This window comes from Pseudoalteromonas luteoviolacea H33-S (assembly GCF_001625695.1).
Taxonomy (GTDB): Bacteria; Pseudomonadota; Gammaproteobacteria; order Enterobacterales; family Alteromonadaceae; genus Pseudoalteromonas; species Pseudoalteromonas luteoviolacea_B.
In genome coordinates this window covers 28,723-47,318 of sequence record NZ_AUXY01000062.1, presented here as the reverse complement: position 1 = coordinate 47,318, position 18,596 = coordinate 28,723, and the positions used below count along the sequence as shown (strand labels likewise).

Here is an 18,596-nt window from a genome sequence, read left to right as displayed (position 1 = left end):
AGACTTTTGGAGGGAGTAAAAAGCGCAGTCCAAAAGCGCGTTGCCAAGGCATCCTTGCCTTGGGATAAATTCAATCTTCAGGAAAAACTAGCCTCGCCAGAACGTTGGCGTAAATAACACTAATAAAGTAAATATTTCTAAGCGGCCAAATACCATCGCTAGCGTTAAAATCCACTTAGCGGTATCGGTGATATCACCATAGTGCGCCGCCACATCTCCCAAGCCTGGACCTAGGTTATTGAGGCAAGCGGCAGTTGCAGAAAACGCCGTGATATTATCAAGCCCCGTGCCCAGTAGCGCGATCATGATGATCACAAACACCAAAGCATAGGCAGAGAAAAACCCCCATACCGCTTCAACTACCTTGTCTGGTAAAGCTTTTCTACCCAATTTAATCGAATAGATGGCTCTTGGGTGTACCAAGCGATTTAACTCTCGGATCCCCTGCAAGTACAATAAAAACACCCGAACTACCTTCATCCCACCACCAGTAGAGCCGGCACAACCGCCAATAAAGCTGGAAAAAATCAGTAAAATAGGCAAAAACAGTGGCCAAGCAGAAAAGCTATCGGTTGCAAAGCCCGCTGTCGTACTGATTGAAACGGCTTGGAATAAAGCATGGTCTAACGTCTCATCACCATCGCTATAAACTTGATTTGAAGACAATACCGCAAAACAGATCACCACCAGCGCCAGTTGAATAAACAAGAAGACTTTAAACTCCGGGTCGCGTAAATATGCTCGCACACTGCGACTTGCCACCGCCGCATAATGCAGCGAGAAATTAATCGCCGCAATAAGCAAGAACACCACACAGATAAAGTTAATCATCGGGCTATCAAAGTGACCAATCGACGCGTCATACGTAGAAAAACCGCCTATCGCAATGGTCGCAAACGCATGACAAATGGCATCAAACCAGCCCATCCCAGCAAACTTATACGCCAATGTACACGCTGCGGTCAGAGCCACATAAATGTACCAAAGGTGTTTTGCCGTATCGGCAATACGCGGCGTCATTTTCGAGTCTTTCACCGGCCCCGGTGTTTCTGCACGATATAACTGCATCCCACCAACGCCAAGCATAGGCAGCACCGCGACCGCAAGTACAATGATCCCCATGCCACCGAGCCACTGTAGCTGTTGACGATAAAACAGTACTGACTTTGGTAAATACTCTATTCCGGTTAAGACCGTGGCACCTGTGGTTGTTAATCCAGAAAACGCTTCAAATACCGCGTCGGCAAAAGAGAGGTTAGGTTCATCGAGAAATATAAGAGGTACGGATGCAAACGATCCCAGTACCAACCAAAATAACACCACAATCAAAAAGCCTTCTCGGGCTTTGAGTTCACCGCGTTCTTTTCGGTTTGGGTAATAGGCCATCAGACCAATTAAGACACTAAAGATAAAAGCCAAAACGAAAGGCACACCACCACCATCTTTGTAGATCAAAGATACCAGTGCTGGCGGCACCATAGTCAAACTAAACAGTGCGACGAGTTGGCCAAGAATTTTTATAATGGTACGAAATTGCATAACGCAGATCGCTTGTTGTTATGATTAAACTTGATTGTCTAATACACTCGGGCGTTAGTAAACCTCATAACCCGACAAAGCAATTACTTTTGTAGTTTCATTGTCACACTACCGTGGGTCAGATCAAATATTGACTGAATGGCCAGCTTGGCTTCTCGGGCATCAATCTCTATTTGCCAGCCAATATTTGCTGTAAACGTATGCTGGATATTCAGTACCTGATACTGGCTAGCTAAATGCTGTTCAATGACCCCTTGCAGCGCATAGTCGGACTCACCAATGAGTATTGCTGCAGGTACTTTCACTGCTGTCGTCAACACATTCAAGGCATTATTCAAAGTGCCGCCATAAGCTCGAACTAGACCACCTGTTCCGAGCTTAATCCCCCCGAAATAACGCGTCGTCACCGCGGTGATTTCACCAATACCAGAGCCCATTAAGACATTCAACATAGGTTTTCCAGCCGTACCATTAGGCTCACCATCATCAGAAAAACCTAAAACATGACTGCCTCCTGGAGCCCCAGCCACATGCGCCCAACAATTGTGACGCGCATCTGGGTATGCGTCATTAATACTGCGAATAAATGCTTTTGCATCGTCCACTGTAGGGGTATGCGCAACATGCACCAAAAACGTACTTTTTTTGATTTCTTCGTGATGTGAAATGGTTTCAGTTGGGATTTTATATTCTGACATAAAGTATTTTCTAGCAAAAAGGAGCCTTTCGACTCCTTTTATTAAACAAGCTGAGCCGTACTTACACCAGTACGACACACCAACATATTAATCTAAGTTAAGATCGCGCGTCATATTCTCAAGACGGTCTTCGTGAACAATAATATTGTCTTCAATACGGATCCCGCCATATGGCTTAAACTCTTCCACCTTATCCCAATTGATATGCTGCGCGTGTTCGCCTTTTGCTAAATCGCTAAGTAATGAATCAATGAAATATAAACCAGGCTCGATGGTAAACACCTGCCCAGCTTCAATGCGCCTTGTACAACGTAAGAACGGGTGCCCTTCAGGTGGTGCCTGATGTGTACCTTGCTCATCAGCCATAAAGCCACCCATGTCATGTACCTGCAAACCAATGTGGTGGCCCAATCCATGCGGGAAGAACGTCGATGAAATGCCCTTCTCGACAATCTCATCTGCACCTAAGTTCACCACTTTAAAGTCAGACAAAATTTGCGCCATACGACGATGGCAATCAATGTGTAGATCACCGTACAGTTTACCTGGCTCAAGTGCATTACCAAGGGCTATTTGATGTTGGTTTAACGCATCTACCATTTCTGCAAATTGCCCTTGCTTAGCAAAGTCATAAGTACGCGTTATGTCTGATGCATAGCCATTGAAGTTAGCCCCTGCATCAATTAAAAATGAGAGATGCTTGCTCGGAGCCTGACGTTCAAAATGCGTGTAGTGCAAAATCGCACAGTGCTGATTAAGCGCCACGATATTGCCATACGGCGTATCATTTTCCATATGTGCAGTCGCATTCAAATACGCCTGCTGAATAGAAAACTCAGATCCACCAGCATAAAATTCATCTCTGGCAGCTTGGTGGCCAAGTACCGCAATGCGGTTAGCTTCACGCAAACAGGTCAGCTCATATTGTGTCTTATAGGCACGATGATAATGCAGATAGTTTATCACTGGCTCTGGGTTCATTTGACCAAAACCAAGCGCTTGCGCGACCTCGAGGTATTCGCCGATATAAGCAAACTTCTCTTTGTCGTAAGGCAGTAGTTTTTCAACCTGCTCAGGGTGAACGAGCAACGTAATATCAAAATGCTCAGCCCAAAAATCACTTGGCTCATCAGGAACTTTATGCCAAAAATCTACAGGGCGATAAAAAATCAATTTAGGCTTATCTACGCCATTGACCACTAACCAACAGTGTGGGTTATCGATGACCGGTAACCAAGCTTTAAACTGCGGATTAACTTTAAATGGATAATACATATCATCCAAAAACTGGCGTTTAGCTTGACCGGAATGAATAACTAAGCCATCAAGGCCTTCGCGCTCAACGATGGTTTTAGTACGCGCCTGAAGCGTGGTGATATGCTCTGCATACAAATTTGCTAATGTGTCCACAGTGTACCCATATTAATTCTGTTCAATTATGTTTGAGTCTAACATAGCACCGTCTCAAAAACGATGCCATGCCAACTCCTTGAAATGACGTCACAGCACGACGCTTTAACGTTTGCCGCCTATACTCATATCCAAGATCCCTGCCAAGACATTCCCATCTCGACCAAGCTTGGTATGATAGACCTGTCGATACGCCATCACATTTTTCACATAGTCCCGAGTTTCTCGATATGGAATAAGCTCAATCCATAATTCAGCAGGCATGGCTTCATCCGGTACCCAGCGCTTCACTCTGTGATAACCAGCGTTATAGGAAGCGGTCGCTAATATCTCATTGCCCTTAGTTTTACGCTTTAAGTACTCCAAATAGTCCGTCCCAAGGCGAATATTAATAGACGGTGTCATCAACTGCTTCTTAGATACACGCTTTTTCGCCACGTAACGGGCTGTGCTCGGCAGCATCTGCATCAAGCCATAAGCATCAGCGGAGGATCTCGCATCTGGTGCAAAGCTGCTTTCACGACGTGCCACCGCATAGCTCCAAGCAAGATCAACCCGATTTCGCTCACTATAACGCTCAAATAAACTGTCAAACGCCATCGGGAAGCGTAAATCGACATAGTTCCATGCTTTAATCTGCGCTAGGGTGTAAATGGTGCTGTCATACCAATCTAATTCTGCAGCCAATATCGATGCCGCAAGCTTTTCCTCAGTACTGGATGTGTTCGTTAAATAGTTCCATTCTCTACGAGCGTGGGTAAAACGCTCCAGTTCATACAGTGCTTTTGCCCGTTTAAAGCCGGGCGCTTGTGACACACTCGCTAACGTTTGCTCATTGACATCCAGTGACTGCGCATTCATTGACGGTGGTAAGTTCAGTCGCGCAGCTGCCAGAAAACCATAATAATCTCGCTTACTGGCCAGTGGCTGCCACAGTGATGTCGCTTTGGCTGAGTCTCCGCGCTTAAAGTAGCTGTAACCGAGCCAATAAGTTTGTCCATTGCTCAAGTTATCCATGCCTGTGAACAGTGCTGCGATCCCCTCCCAATCTTGCTCTTTGAGCATATTACTCATCAGCCATTGACGGAGCTTCACATCTTGTAATTCAGTAGGCACTTTATTCAACCAAAAACGCGCTTGCTCATGCCCTTTTGATGCCAAAGCCAACGCAAAGCGATAAGCAACGCTGTCTTTCTGCGCTTGGCTAAATTCAAACATGTCTTGCAGTTTATCCCATGCCCTGAGCGCCAACTTAGGGTCACGCCAAATAAGTCGTCTGACGCCATACACCGCGATTTCACTTTCTTTTTGACTGCGTTGTTTATAACGATATAACCCTGCTGACGCGCTTGGGCTTCTGCGCACCGCCACATATAAATCAGCAAGATACGCTTCATTACTTGGCAACAAGGTTTTTAAGTACTTAATTAGCGAGGTTTGACCGCCCTGTGCGGCCTTGGTAATGCGTTGCCAAATTAACGCTTGTGAGCGGTAACCTGCTTTTTGCCACTGTGAAAATAACTTATCGCAGGCTTTAGGTTGTGACTTGCCCACCACCCACAAAGGTTCAACTTGATCTAAAATGGCTTTTTTAGGCGCGCCTAAGTCCAATTGAAACTGCAAATATGTGCATTTTAACTCTGCATTATTTGTTGTCTGATAATGTTCAATAAATAACGCTTTCTTGCCGCGCTTTTTTAAATAGTTCAGCCAGCTTTTACGCACAGGCCAATCCAAGGGCGTGTGATCATAAACAGATAAAAACTGACTAATCTCTGCTTGATATTTTAATCTGGGATGACGTTTATAAAATGTCATCTCGACGTAAGGCTTCAATGGATGATCAAGTTCATCCAGTGCGTGTTTAAATTTAGTGTAATTTCCTGACCAAGCGATTCGCTCAGCTTGTATAAAATCTTGATGGGGCTTTTGCGCATACCCTTGGGTACTTAACAAAGTGAAAAAAGCGCACATACCCGTACTAAAAAACCGAGAGATCCGTAATTTCATGGCGACCTATACTTTACATAAATGCGTTGTATATCCAGACCCAGCTAATTTAAAAACCGTGTTTAAAGACAAAAGCTGAGTACTTCCTTAATTAAACTGCGTCACGCAGTCTTGAGTAGCACCTATGCCCTACTCATAATCAAGTTATGCATGATTGAAGGTTTAAATAAACTGAATGCGTAAACCTTAAAACACCTTAGTCCAATCTATGCACTTAGCCACCTTAACATTCCAATTTATGCTTTACAGTAAATCTGCGGTAAATTTTTCATTGCAATTTTCATTTAAAGGCGCCACACTGAATGAAATGACAACTCATCGTACCAGTGTCACGGAGAACAAGTATGTTAATCAAAAGCGAGTCCTTTGTAGTTGATTTTTGCAAAGGCAATATTGCTGAGTTTAAGTTTTGTCTGCCCGGTTCGGTAAACAAACTTTCTCAACAAACCCTGCAAGACTGTGCCAAAGCACTAGCTGAACTCAGCGCACGTGATGATGTAAAAGGCCTAGTTTTTACCAGTGATAAAGACCACTTTATTGTTGGTGCCGATATCTTCGAATTCTTACCGACCTTTAATCGCCCTGAACAAGAACTCGTAAGTTGGATAAAAGATGCCACTGACGTATTCGATGCGATTGAAGATTTACCTTTCCCAACCTTATCAGCCATCAATGGCCTAGCACTGGGTGGCGGATGTGAGTGGGTACTTGCTACCGATTATCGTATTGCAACTCCTAATGCCAAAATCGGTTTACCTGAAGTCAAACTTGGGATCATGCCTGGTTTTGGTGGTACCGTGAGACTGCCTCGCGTGATTGGTGCAGATAATGCCATGACTTGGATCTCAACCGGTCAGGAAAATCGTGCGCCCGATGCCTTTAAAGTCGGCGCATTAGATGCCGTTGTTGCAGCGGATAAATTAATGGACGCCGCGATAAAAACACTAGAGCAAGCCATTGATGGTAAGCTCGATTGGCAAGCAAAGCGCCAACTTAAACTTGAGCCTCTAAAGATGAATCGTGTTGAGCAAGGCATGAGCTTTGCGATGGCTGAAGGCATGGTTATGGCAAAAACCAAAGGCCATTACCCTGCACCTGTGATGGCAGTCAAAACCATCAAAGCGGCAGCTAACCAGAGTCGCGCAGAGGCTATGGCAATCGAAAATGCCAACTTTGCAAAACTAGCCAAAACGGCTGAAGCAGCAGCGCAAACAGGTATTTTCCTGGCGGACCAGTACATTAAAGGCGTTGCCAAAAAACAAGCTAAGGCAAGCCAACTTGATATTAAGCAAGCGGCTGTACTCGGTGCTGGCATTATGGGTGGTGGCATTGCCTACCAGTCAGCCTATAAAGGCACGCCGATTGTCATGAAAGACATCAACCAAGCTGCGCTTGATTTAGGCATGGGCGAAGCGGCTGGCTTACTGGGTAAAAAAGTAAAACGCGGCCACATGAAAACAGAAAAAATGGTTGCCACGCTTGGGAAAATAAAACCAACACTCAACGAACGTGATTTAGAAAACTCAGACATCATTGTTGAAGCCGTTGTCGAAAACCCACAAATTAAAAAAGCGGTGCTGGCTGATTTAGAAAAGCAATTACCAAAAGGCACTGTGCTGACGTCAAACACCTCTACCATCCGTATTGACGAGTTAGCAACTGCGCTTGAAAACCCAGAGCATTTTTGTGGTATGCACTTCTTTAATCCAGTGCCTAAAATGCCACTTGTTGAAATTATTCGTGGTGAAAAAACCTCAGATGATACAGTTGCAGCTGTTGTTGACTACGCATTGAAACTCGGTAAATCGCCAATTGTCGTTAATGACTGCCCTGGCTTTTTCGTAAACCGCGTCTTATTCCCTTATTTTGCAGGCTTCAGCAAGCTCGTTGTTGAAGGGGCTGACTTTAGTCAAATAGACAAAGTCATGGAAAATGTATTTGGTTGGCCTATGGGTCCAGCTTACCTGCTTGATGTTGTCGGTATCGACACGGCAAATCATTGTACAGGCGTGATGGCAGAGGGTTTCCCAACCCGTATGGCTCGTCAAGACAAAGACCCAGTTGCCTTACTAGCCAATGCAGAGCGTTTTGGTCAAAAGAATCAAAAAGGGTTTTACCAATATGCGCCGGATAGAAAAGGCCGCTTGAAAAAGAGCAAAGATCCTGAATCATTGACGCTTTTGAGTCAGATTTGTGATGACACGCAGCAGTTCGACAAGCAAACCATTATTGAGCGCTGTATGGTCCCTATGATCAACGAAGTACTGCTTTGTTTGCAAGAAGGCATTGTCGCTTCACCGCAAGAAGCAGATATGGCACTCATTTACGGTATTGGCTTCCCGCCATTTAGAGGTGGCGCTTTCCGTTACTTAGATCAAATTGGTTTGAGTGAGTTTGTTGCTATGGCAGATAAATATGCTGACTTGGGTGAAATCTACCAAGTTTCTGAGCAAACACGTGCTTGGGCAGCAGAAGGTAAAGTGTTCTATCAAGTGGAGGGCCAGTAATATGGAACATGCAGTTATCGTAGATTGTCTTCGTACCCCAATGGGTCGCTCCAAAGGCGGTGTGTTTAAGCATCGTCGTGCAGAAGATCTCAGTGCACACCTGATGAAAGGCCTACTTGAGCGCAACCCACAAGTTGCCCCAGAATCCATTGATGATATTTATTGGGGCTGTGTGCAACAAACACTTGAGCAAGGTTTTAATGTTGCACGTAACGCGGCGCTTCTGGCTGGTATCCCCCATTCAGTACCCGCAGTTACCGTGAACAGGTTATGCGGTTCATCCATGCAAGCACTGCATGATGCAGCGCGCGCTATCATGACAGGTGCAGGCGATACTTACCTTATTGGTGGTGTTGAGCATATGGGCCATGTTCCTATGACCCATGGTGTAGACTTTCACCCAGGCCTTTCAACTTCAGTTGCACAAGCAGCTGGCGTTATGGGCTTAACCGCAGAGTACCTTGCTACGCTTCATGGTATTAATCGCGAACAGCAAGATGCGTTTGCAGTACGCTCACACCAACGCGCTCACGCAGCCAGCGTTGAAGGCCGCTTTGCAAAAGAAATTTTACCGACCGAAGGACATGACGAACACGGCATTCCTGTATTGGTTGAACATGATGAAGTTATCCGCCCAGAAACTAACCTTGAAGGACTAAGTCAATTACGTCCTGTGTTTAATCCAGCCAGTGGTACTGTAACTGCTGGTACTTCCTCTGCATTGTCTGATGGCGCGTCAGCCATGCTCGTCATGAGCGAAAGCAAAGCCAAAGAACTTGGACTGCCGATCAGAGCACGCATTAAGTCAATGGCTGTTGCGGGCTGCGATCCATCTATCATGGGGTATGGCCCTGTTCCAGCGAGCCAAAAAGCGCTTAAACAAGCAGGAATTCAAGTGGAAGATCTAGACGTAGTAGAACTGAATGAAGCATTCGCTGCGCAGTCTCTGCCTGTAATGAAAGACTTAGGGTTACTGGAAGTTGCCGACGAAAAGGTAAACCTGAACGGCGGCGCCATCGCACTTGGCCACCCGTTGGGTTGCTCTGGTTCGAGGATCAGCACGTCACTTATTCATATTATGGAAGAAAAAGATGCCAAATATGGCCTTGCAACCATGTGTATTGGTTTAGGCCAAGGCATCGCAACCGTATTTGAACGCGTGAATTAACACGCTTGTTGTCATCACCAATTTCAACTTGGTAACCAAGGCAAAGTCACAATGTGTGTCTTTGCCTTTTTTATCGCCTCTTTGAATTTCAGGATATTGTAACAAATTACCTCAGCCCTCTTTAAATCTTCATACATGCCAAGTTAAAATGTCTTTTTTAATAAAAGCTAAGTGCAATTTTATGAGTTTTGATAATGCTGACCATACATTAGATGCCGTTGGGCTGCGTTGCCCTGAACCGGTTATGATGATCCGTGGCATGGTGCGAAAAATGAATCATGGTGAAACATTATTAATCGTGGCTGATGACCCATCGACCACCCGAGATATACCGAACTTTTGTGAGTTTATGGATCACACATTAGTTGCTCAAGAAACTGCGCAAGCACCCTATCAGTATTTGATTAAAAAGGGCCAATAAGCCCTTTTTAATCAGTCAGAGATAACCTCTGCCACAAGTCACCTTTTACATAAATAGTATTCTCGGTGCTCCATATCTCATAGCACGATTGCACATCTACTCTAATTAAACTTAAAGGTTTACCCACACAGTAGTGCATAAATGTGTAAGCTCACACCGAGCATTCAATGAATTATTTTATAAAATAATGCGGTAGTTTAAAAAATAGGTAAACAACAAAGTAAAAGGAAAAAGATATGAAATTACAGCTAAAAACAAAAAAAATTAAAAACCTAGACCTTCAAGCTATCAAACCAGCCCAAACGAATGCAGTAGCTGGCGGCGGTATAGCCAGTCTTAACGTTTGTGCGTCTCGCGATTACCCTTGCAAACCTGAGTAATAGTAAATGTTAACAACACGGCAAGTACTAAAACTTGCCGTTTAACTTGCCGTTTAACTTGCAGTTGCACTGCAATTCACACCTACAAATGGCCTTAAACTTTTGCATTACGCGCTCGACCTTTTGTATAGCAACGCTGTATTATTTTTTAATCTCTTTGAATTAAAACGACAGGCTTATGCGGCGCTCTATAATCTAGAGTAATGCGATACCACCCTTTTTTATCTGGCGCAAAACTAAAGTAATTATAAATAGTATTGCAATCGGCCGGCTGCGGTTGTCCAATTGTTACTAAACTTTGGTAGCGATAACCACAGTTATATCCTTGGCTCCATGCTTCATCCGCGATTTTAAATTCATATACTTTGCCAGGGCTCATAAATCGAGCGCGCACCGTATATGTGCCATTCCCTTTCGGCTTAAGCTGGTATATATCTTCAGCATCCCATAAGCTAAAATCACCGCGCAGATACAAAGCTCGATCAATGACTTTTGCTTCCGCTTGGCTCACATCATTACTCGTTATCTCTCCCACTTGTGGAGAGGCACAGCCAGCAAGCCCTAATAATATTAAGATGGATAACGCGATTTTGTTTTGCACTTGTCTCACCTTTTTTGTCAATAAAAAAGCCAGCATCATAGCTGGCTTCACAGATTATTTTTATCTTAGTTTTGTAAAACTGAGATATCCGCTGTATTTAAGAATAAGCGACTGAGCTGGCTCAATAATGCCAGACGGTTATTCTTAACCGCTTCATCATCTGCCATAACCATCACATTGTCGAAAAAATTATCAACCGCTTCACGTAGGCTTGCCAAACGCGTCAACGCTTGTTGATAGTCGCCTTGTGCATATACAGGTGCAAGCTCTTCAGTCAATACCGCAACTTGCTCTGCCAGTTGTTTCTCGGCATCTTCAATCAATAACTCAGTCGACACTGCTGCATCGCTGGTTACATTATTCTTCGCCAATATGTTGTTCACACGCTTGTTAGCAGCAGCGAGTGCTTCAGCTTCATCCAATGTACGGAAGTGGCTAACTGCTTTCACACGACGATCGAAATCAACAGGTTGTGCTGGACGACGTGCCAATACAGCTTGGATCACATCAACACTAATCCCTTCATCTTGATACCAAGCGCGGAAACGACCTAGCATAAACTCAAAGACATCATCTGCAACTTTGTCATTTGTTAGCTTGTCGCCAAACAGGGTTTGTGCCTTAGCAACAATGTCTAAAATGTCTAACTGAAGCTCTTTCTCAACCATGATACGTAATGCACCAATAGCAGCACGACGCAATGCAAATGGGTCTTTATCGCCTTTTGGAATTTGGCCAATACCAAAAATACCCACTAGCGTGTCAAACTTATCAGCCAATGCTACTGCAAAACTAATTGGGTTTGACGGTAATGCATCACCTGCAAAACGCGGCATATATTGCTCGTTTTGTGCAACTGCTACTTCTTCTGCTTCACCGTCAATGCGCGCATAATGCATACCCATGACACCCTGAACATCTGTAAACTCCATGACCATTTCAGTCATTAAGTCTGTTTTACTCAGAAGGCCAGCGCGCTCTGCCAATGCTTTATCCGCACCAAGTTGCTCAGCGATATACCCTGCCAATGCAGCAATACGCTCAGATTTGTCTTTCAGTGTGCCCAGCTGTTTTTGGAATAAAACGCTGCCAAGCGACTCTAAACGACTCTCCAGAGTTTTCTTCTTATCTGTTTCAAAGAAGAACTGTGCATCTGCTAAACGTGGACGAACCACTTTTTCATTACCTGAGATAACCACACTTGGATCTTTGCTTTCAATGTTTGATACAAATAAGAACTTGTTGATCAGTTCGCCTTTGTCATTCAATAACGGAAAGTACTTCTGGTCATCTTTCATCGTATAGATGAGGGCTTCATCTGGTACAGACAAGAACGCTTCATCAAATGATGCGGTCAAGGTTACCGGCCATTCAACTAACGACGTTACTTCTTCAAGTAAGTCTTCATCCATTGCAACAACCGCACCCAGTTTTGCAGCTTCCGCTTCAATCTGCGCACGGATCTGTGCTTTACGCACATCATAATCAGCAATGACATATGCCTTCTTTAAGGTATCAAAAATTTCATCAGCATGCGCTAAAGTCGTGCGTGCCGGGTGATGGAAACGGTGACCTTGCAGTTCATTACTGATCTGTTTGCCCAGTACTTCACCTTTAATGATCTCATTTCCTAGCAGTGCTGCAACCGTGTGCACAGGGCGGATAAATTGTGTTTTATTCGCCCCCCAACGCATTGGCTTAGGGATCGGTAATTTTGCTAAGGCTTTTGCAATGACATCGCTCAGTAGTTCCGTTGCCTGTTGGCCTTTGACAGTCGCCTTATGAAGTAACCAAGCGCCCTTTTCAGTTTCTAACTTGTCAGCTTCGCTAACATCAATACCACAACCGCGTGCCCAACCCTGTGCAGCTTTTGTCGGGTTACCCTCGGCATCAAATGCGGCTTTAATCGCTGGGCCACGTTTTTCAACGACTTTGTCTTGCTGCTGAGTCTCTAGTTGCTTTACCTGAATACCTAAACGGCGAGGCGATGCATACCAACTCACACCTTGATGGGCAAGCTCTAGCGCTTCTAATTCCGCCGCAGTGTTTTGAGCAAATGCTTCAGCTAACTTGCGCAGTGCTTTTGGTGGTAATTCTTCAGTACCAATTTCTACTAATAAATTTTCAGTTGTCATGATCAGTCCTTACAAAGCGGGAATCCAAGTGCTTCACGCGCTTCAAAATAAGCTTGTGCACACGCTTTTGATAATGCTCTTACACGCAAGATATAACGCTGACGCTCTGTCACAGAAATTGCGTGACGCGCATCTAATAAATTGAATGCATGAGATGCTTTCATTACTTGCTCATAAGCTGGTAATGGTAAGCCCGCTTCGATTAACTTTTGGCTTTCTTTTTCGCACTGATCGAACTGGTTAAATAACGCATCGACGTCAGCATGCTCAAAGTTGTAAGTCGATTGCTCGATTTCATTTTGCATGAATACGTCGCCATAAGTCACACGACCCATAGGGCCATCTGTCCATACTAGGTCATAGATGCTATCCACACCTTGTATATACATGGCTAAACGCTCTAAACCATAAGTGATCTCACCCGTTACCGGAGAGCACTCAATACCACCGACTTGCTGGAAGTAAGTGAACTGGGTTACTTCCATACCGTTTAGCCATACTTCCCAACCTAGACCCCAAGCACCTAATGTAGGTGATTCCCAGTTATCTTCAACAAAACGAACTTCGTGCGTTAATGTGTCTATACCCAGAGCTTCTAATGAGCCAAGGTATAACTCTTGAATATTATCGGGTGATGGCTTGAGTACAACTTGGAATTGATAATAGTGTTGTAAACGGTTCGGGTTTTCGCCATAGCGACCATCGGTTGGTCTACGACACGGCTGAACATACGCGCTCGACATTGGTTCTGGACCAATTGATTTCAGGAAAGTCATCGGGTGGAATGTGCCCGCACCAACTTCCATATCTAGTGGTTGTGCAATTACACAGCCTTGCTGTGCCCAATAGTCCTGTAAAGCCAGGATCAACCCTTGAAAGGTTTTGATATCATATTTTTGCATAGTTGGCTTTTATATTTATTTGGTACATGGGACTCAAATTAGCGGCAAATCAAATAGCGCAAAATTGAGTTTTAATGATTGAAAATTATGCTCAGTATACCGTGTGCAGTGCACAGAATTAAGCGTTAAAACGAAAAAAAGGAGGGTTTCCCCTCCTTTTTTATGGATTTGCTATGAGGCAGAGTTATACGTCTAAGTTAACTACTCTTAGTGCATTCTGCTCAATGAAGTCACGACGCGGTTCAACTTGGTCACCCATCAATGTAGCGAATAGCTGATCTGCTGCAATGGCGTCTTCGATAGTCACTCGTAGCATACGACGTGCATCAGGGTCCATGGTTGTTTCCCACAGCTGGTCTGGGTTCATCTCACCCAACCCTTTATAACGTTGTGTATACAAGCCACGCTTAGATTCATTGATAAGCCAATCAAGGGCTTCAACGAAGCTGCTAACAGGTTGAGTCTTCTCACCGCGTTGGATATAGCCACCTTCCTCAATGATATGTGCAATTTGCTTACCTGTGTTTGCAATGCGCGCATAATCTTTTGAAGTAATGAAGTCATAGCTTAGAGTGTGTGCTTTATCAACACCGTGCTGACGAATATTCACCACTGGATAATACATGTGACGTTCATCATCATAACTGACTGCTGCTGAGAAAATTGTCGCGTCATCGTCATGTTTAATCAGGTCAGCAACAAGCGCTTCGCTCCAAGCTGATACTTTTGCTTCATCACTTAAATCTGCTTCAGTCAGCTCAGGCTGGTAAACAAGACGATTCATGATGGAAGCTGGGTATTTACGCTGCAGGCGCCCAATTACATCAACAGTCTTTTGATAATCATGTACCAAGTTCTCTAAACGATTACCTTCAATAGCAGCAGCCCCTTCGTTTGAATAAAGTGCTGCGCCATCAAGCGCTAATGTTGTTAGATATTCAGTCAATGCATGATCATCTTTAATGTAGCGCTCTTGCTTACCTTTTTTCACTTTATAAAGTGGTGGCTGAGCAATATACACATAACCACGTTCGATGATTTCTGGCATTTGACGATAGAAGAAGGTCAATAGCAGCGTACGAATGTGTGAACCATCCACGTCCGCATCGGTCATGATAATGATGCTATGATAACGTAACTTTTCAGGGTCATATTCATCACGGCCAATGCCACAGCCAAGCGCGGTGATCAGTGTTGCAACTTCTTGTGAAGACAACATTTTATCAAAACGTGCTTTTTCAACGTTTAAGATCTTACCTTTCAAAGGTAGTATCGCTTGGTTCTTACGGTTACGGCCTTGCTTAGCAGAACCACCTGCCGAGTCACCCTCCACTATATATAGTTCAGATAACCCTGGGTCTTTTTCTTGGCAGTCTGCCAGTTTACCTGGTAAGCCAGCTAAGTCCATGACGCCTTTACGACGTGTCATCTCTCTTGCTTTACGCGCAGCTTCACGTGCTCTTGCTGCATCAACAATCTTATTCACGACTGTTTTAGCATCCTGCGGGTTTTCAAGTAAGAACTCATTCAGCTTCTCAGCCATGGCTTGCTCAACAGCGCCTTTTACTTCACTTGAAACGAGCTTGTCTTTTGTCTGAGATGAGAACTTTGGATCAGGTACTTTGACACTGACAACCGCAGTTAGACCTTCACGCGCATCATCACCAGTTGCACTGGTCTTGTTCTTCTTATTAAAGCCCTCTTTTTCCATGTAAGTGTTAAGTGTTCTTGTTAACGCCGCACGGAATCCAGCTAGGTGCGTACCACCATCTCGCTGTGGAATATTGTTCGTGAAACAATAGATGTTCTCTTGGAAACCATCATTCCACTGCATAGAAACTTCAACACTGATGCCATCTTCACGTTCAGTGGTAAAGTGGAAAACATGCTGATGTACTGGTGTTTTTTTACGGTTAAGGTATTCAACAAACGCTTGGATACCACCTTCATATTTGAAGTGGTCACTTTTATTTTCTTCACGCTCGTCGGTAAGAATAATACTTACACCAGAGTTTAGGAAAGACAGTTCACGAAGACGCTTCGCAAGAATATCATAGTGGAAGTTTATATCAGAGAAGGTTTCTGGGCTTGGCCAAAATCTCAGTTCAGTACCTGTTGATTCAGCTTCACCGATAATTGCTAGAGGTGCATCTGGCACACCCATAGTGTACTTTTGTTGATGCACTTCGCCATCTCGGCGGATAGTTAATTGTAGTTTTTCAGAAAGTGCATTAACAACAGAAACACCTACACCGTGTAGACCACCAGATACTTTATATGAGTTATCATCAAACTTACCACCAGCGTGTAGTACAGTCATGATTACTTCAGCAGCTGAAACGCCTTCTTCTGGGTGAATCGAGGTTGGTATACCACGACCATTGTCGCGTACAGAAACAGAACCATCAGTATGAATTGTCACGAATATATCGTCACAGTATCCAGCTAATGCTTCATCAATTGAGTTATCAACAACTTCGAAGACCATGTGATGTAATCCAGTTCCATCATCAGTGTCGCCGATATACATTCCTGGACGCTTTCTTACTGCGTCCAATCCCTTCAGTACTTTAATACTGGATGAATCATAATTATCAGACATGGTTAATTCCAATTAATTTGTTATTAAACGACCATGTTCCACGTGGAACATCTCAATATTTTTATCAAGCAGTTCCACAACAGGCGTTAAACTGTCCAAACTGATAGCTGAGATAAATAATTGGGAATCACAAATAGCAAGTAACTTTGCTACACACCCTAAAGTCTCAGAGCTCAGTTCAGATGGTAAATCATCGATTAGCAATATCGACTGCTTTTCAGTCTCTTTTTCAATTAAGTTATTTTGCGTAATCTTAAGCGCGTAGAGCAACAATTTAAGCTGTCCTCTAGACATGATCCCTTCAACACTGTGACCATGAACTTTAAAATTAAAGTCCGCTTTATGTGGACCTCGACTCGTATAACCGAGTTTTAGATCACGCTCAAGCTGTGATTGAAGAACGTCACTTAGTTCCCCTTTCCAACCCGCGTCATAGCGAGCTTCAAGGCCTTCAAAAACAGGGCTAATCCCCCCTATCTTATCAAAAAAATAGCCTTCAAACCTACTTATATACGCTTTTCGATAGATATTTATTTGTTCAGCTAACTCAATAAATTGCTTGTCCCAAAACTTGATCTGCTCAATACAGTTAGCAGGCTTAGTTTTCAGTAACGCGTTACGTTGTTTAAGGACTTTATTGAAACTTTTCCAAACGTCGAAAAACAAATGTTCCACGTGGAACACACCTAGATCAAGAAACTTTCTTCTCTCTTTCGGGCCACCAAAAAACAACTCATAACTTTCAGGTGTAATAACTTGCACAGGTAAAACTTGTGCTAATTCTGCAATGCGACGACTTGCTTGGCCTTGAATACGAAGCTCTGTATCTCCGCTTTGATCTTTACTGATTCCGATTGGTATAGACAAGTTATGTAATTGTTTTTTCCCATGAACAATGCATTTTGCCTGGCTACTGCGGATCATCAATTTATGTTTATTTGTGCGAAAAGAGCGGCCACTAGATAAGAAATAAATGGCTTCAAGCAGGCTGGTTTTGCCGCTACCATTTTGGCCTAAAATTAAATTAAGATCTTTTGAAGGGGAAAGAGAGAGTGCCTCAATGTTGCGAAAGTCATTGAGGCTAATATGTGTCAAACTCATTGAGCGCCCTCTACAGGCGCATTGGCATTACAACATACATAGCATCATCTTCGCCACTGCCTTCTATCAAAGCACTGCTATTTGAATCAGCTAATGTAAATTGAACATCTTCTGTTTTTAAGGTGTTTAACACATCCAGTAAATATGAAACATTAAAGCCGACTTCAAGGTCATCACCTTGATAGTTTACTTCTACCGTTTCCTCAGCTTGTTCTTGTTCAGGGTTATTGGCGCTGATCTTCAGCACACCACTGCTTAAGTTAAGCCTAACACCGCGAAACTTTTCATTTGATAGAATAGATACGCGTTGGAATGCACTACGTAACCATTCACGATTAGCCGTCACAAGCTTATCGCCACCTCGAGGTAGGACACGACGATAATCAGGAAAGCGACCATCAACGAGCTTACTGGTGAAGATAACTTCTTGATCAATAATACGGAAGTGATTCGCACCAAATTGTATAGTCAACTCTTCATCATCCGCAGGTAGTAGACGCATAATTTCTAACACGCCTTTACGAGGAATGATCAGCTGACGTTGTGCACCAAGTGATTGCTCAAGTTGTTTTTGTGCAATAGCGAGTCGATGGCCATCTGTTGCAACTGTTTTAATCTCGTTACCATCCACCTCAAAAGACATACCATTTAAGTAATAACGTACATCTTGGTTGGCCATGGAGAAATGCGTTGCTTCAAGTAACTTACGTAACTCTAGACGCGTGAGCTTAAATTCAACCTCACCTTGCCACTCTTCCAAGTTAGGAAAATCTTCTGCAGCCAATGTCGTCAATGAAAAGCGACTTTTACCGCTGGTCAACAAAACTTGATGTTCTTGCGTACTGAAGTGTAAGTCTGAATTATCAGGCAAACTCTTACAGATATCTAATAGCTTTTTAGCAGGCAATGTGAGCTTGGTGTCTGCGGTATCATTGTCGAGCGTTACAGATGCAACCAACTCAATTTCTAAGTCTGTGCCAGTCATCGACAGCACACCATTTTTTACTTCTAAATGCACATTCGACAAAATAGGAAGGGTGTGTTTGCGCTCTATGGCACCAGACACCTGCATTAACGGCTTTAAAAATTGTTCTCTTACTATCGTTATTTGCATCACTCAAC

General features: G+C 43.8%; 14 protein-coding genes. 4 read left to right on the top strand and 10 right to left on the bottom strand.

Features of this window, described 5'->3' with window-relative positions:
* Nucleotides 1-87 precede the first annotated feature (87 nt).
* The 4 genes from N477_RS08590 to N477_RS08575 all read right to left on the bottom strand — a co-directional run bounded on the left by N477_RS08590 (nt 88) and on the right by N477_RS08575 (nt 5,621).
* Nucleotides 88-1,539, bottom strand: a complete 1,452-nt coding sequence (locus N477_RS08590; RefSeq protein WP_039611128.1) for a TrkH family potassium uptake protein — start codon at nt 1,537-1,539, stop codon at nt 88-90.
* An 83-nt stretch (nt 1,540-1,622) separates the two neighbouring features.
* On the bottom strand, nt 1,623-2,237 hold the full coding sequence (locus N477_RS08585) for a YigZ family protein (protein WP_063360142.1): 615 nt from the start codon (nt 2,235-2,237) through the stop codon (nt 1,623-1,625).
* A gap of 87 nt (nt 2,238-2,324) precedes the next feature.
* Entirely contained in the window at nt 2,325-3,647 is a 1,323-nt protein-coding gene (pepQ, locus tag N477_RS08580; protein WP_063360143.1) for a Xaa-Pro dipeptidase, read from the bottom strand.
* 105 nt (nt 3,648-3,752) lie between these two features.
* Nucleotides 3,753-5,621: a transglycosylase SLT domain-containing protein gene (locus N477_RS08575; RefSeq protein ID WP_155731847.1), complete on the bottom strand. Its 1,869-nt coding sequence runs from the start codon at nt 5,619-5,621 to the stop codon at nt 3,753-3,755.
* A 380-nt stretch (nt 5,622-6,001) separates the two neighbouring features.
* Between N477_RS08575 and fadB the strand changes: the two genes are divergently transcribed.
* The 4 genes from fadB to N477_RS25980 all read left to right on the top strand — a co-directional run bounded on the left by fadB (nt 6,002) and on the right by N477_RS25980 (nt 10,133).
* A complete protein-coding gene (gene fadB, locus N477_RS08570) occupies nt 6,002-8,164 on the top strand; it encodes a fatty acid oxidation complex subunit alpha FadB (protein WP_063360145.1) in 2,163 nt (720 codons plus the stop codon).
* A 1-nt stretch (nt 8,165) separates the two neighbouring features.
* Complete coding sequence (fadA, locus tag N477_RS08565; RefSeq protein WP_063360146.1) at nt 8,166-9,332, top strand: acetyl-CoA C-acyltransferase FadA; 1,167 nt, start codon at nt 8,166-8,168, stop codon at nt 9,330-9,332.
* 181 nt (nt 9,333-9,513) lie between these two features.
* Complete coding sequence (gene tusA, locus N477_RS08560) at nt 9,514-9,753, top strand: sulfurtransferase TusA (RefSeq protein ID WP_063360147.1); 240 nt, start codon at nt 9,514-9,516, stop codon at nt 9,751-9,753.
* A 236-nt stretch (nt 9,754-9,989) separates the two neighbouring features.
* Nucleotides 9,990-10,133, top strand: coding sequence for a hypothetical protein (locus N477_RS25980; RefSeq protein ID WP_155731846.1), 144 nt, complete (start codon nt 9,990-9,992; stop codon nt 10,131-10,133).
* 148 nt (nt 10,134-10,281) lie between these two features.
* On the opposite strand, the gene N477_RS08555 is transcribed toward N477_RS25980, so the two are convergent.
* The 6 genes from N477_RS08555 to dnaN form a co-directional block, all read right to left on the bottom strand.
* Entirely contained in the window at nt 10,282-10,734 is a 453-nt protein-coding gene (locus N477_RS08555) for a hypothetical protein (protein ID WP_231098041.1), read from the bottom strand.
* Nucleotides 10,735-10,799: 65 nt separating this feature from the next.
* Nucleotides 10,800-12,869, bottom strand: a complete 2,070-nt coding sequence (gene glyS / locus N477_RS08550; protein WP_063360149.1) for a glycine--tRNA ligase subunit beta — start codon at nt 12,867-12,869, stop codon at nt 10,800-10,802.
* Nucleotides 12,870-12,871: 2 nt separating this feature from the next.
* Nucleotides 12,872-13,771, bottom strand: coding sequence for a glycine--tRNA ligase subunit alpha (gene glyQ, locus N477_RS08545; RefSeq protein WP_039611136.1), 900 nt, complete (start codon nt 13,769-13,771; stop codon nt 12,872-12,874).
* A 184-nt stretch (nt 13,772-13,955) separates the two neighbouring features.
* Nucleotides 13,956-16,373, bottom strand: coding sequence for a DNA topoisomerase (ATP-hydrolyzing) subunit B (gene gyrB / locus N477_RS08540; RefSeq protein WP_063360150.1), 2,418 nt, complete (start codon nt 16,371-16,373; stop codon nt 13,956-13,958).
* 12 nt (nt 16,374-16,385) lie between these two features.
* Nucleotides 16,386-17,474: a DNA replication/repair protein RecF gene (recF, locus tag N477_RS08535; protein WP_063360151.1), complete on the bottom strand. Its 1,089-nt coding sequence runs from the start codon at nt 17,472-17,474 to the stop codon at nt 16,386-16,388.
* Nucleotides 17,475-17,484: 10 nt separating this feature from the next.
* Nucleotides 17,485-18,588: a DNA polymerase III subunit beta gene (gene dnaN, locus N477_RS08530; protein ID WP_063360152.1), complete on the bottom strand. Its 1,104-nt coding sequence runs from the start codon at nt 18,586-18,588 to the stop codon at nt 17,485-17,487.
* Nucleotides 18,589-18,596: the final 8 nt, after the last annotated feature.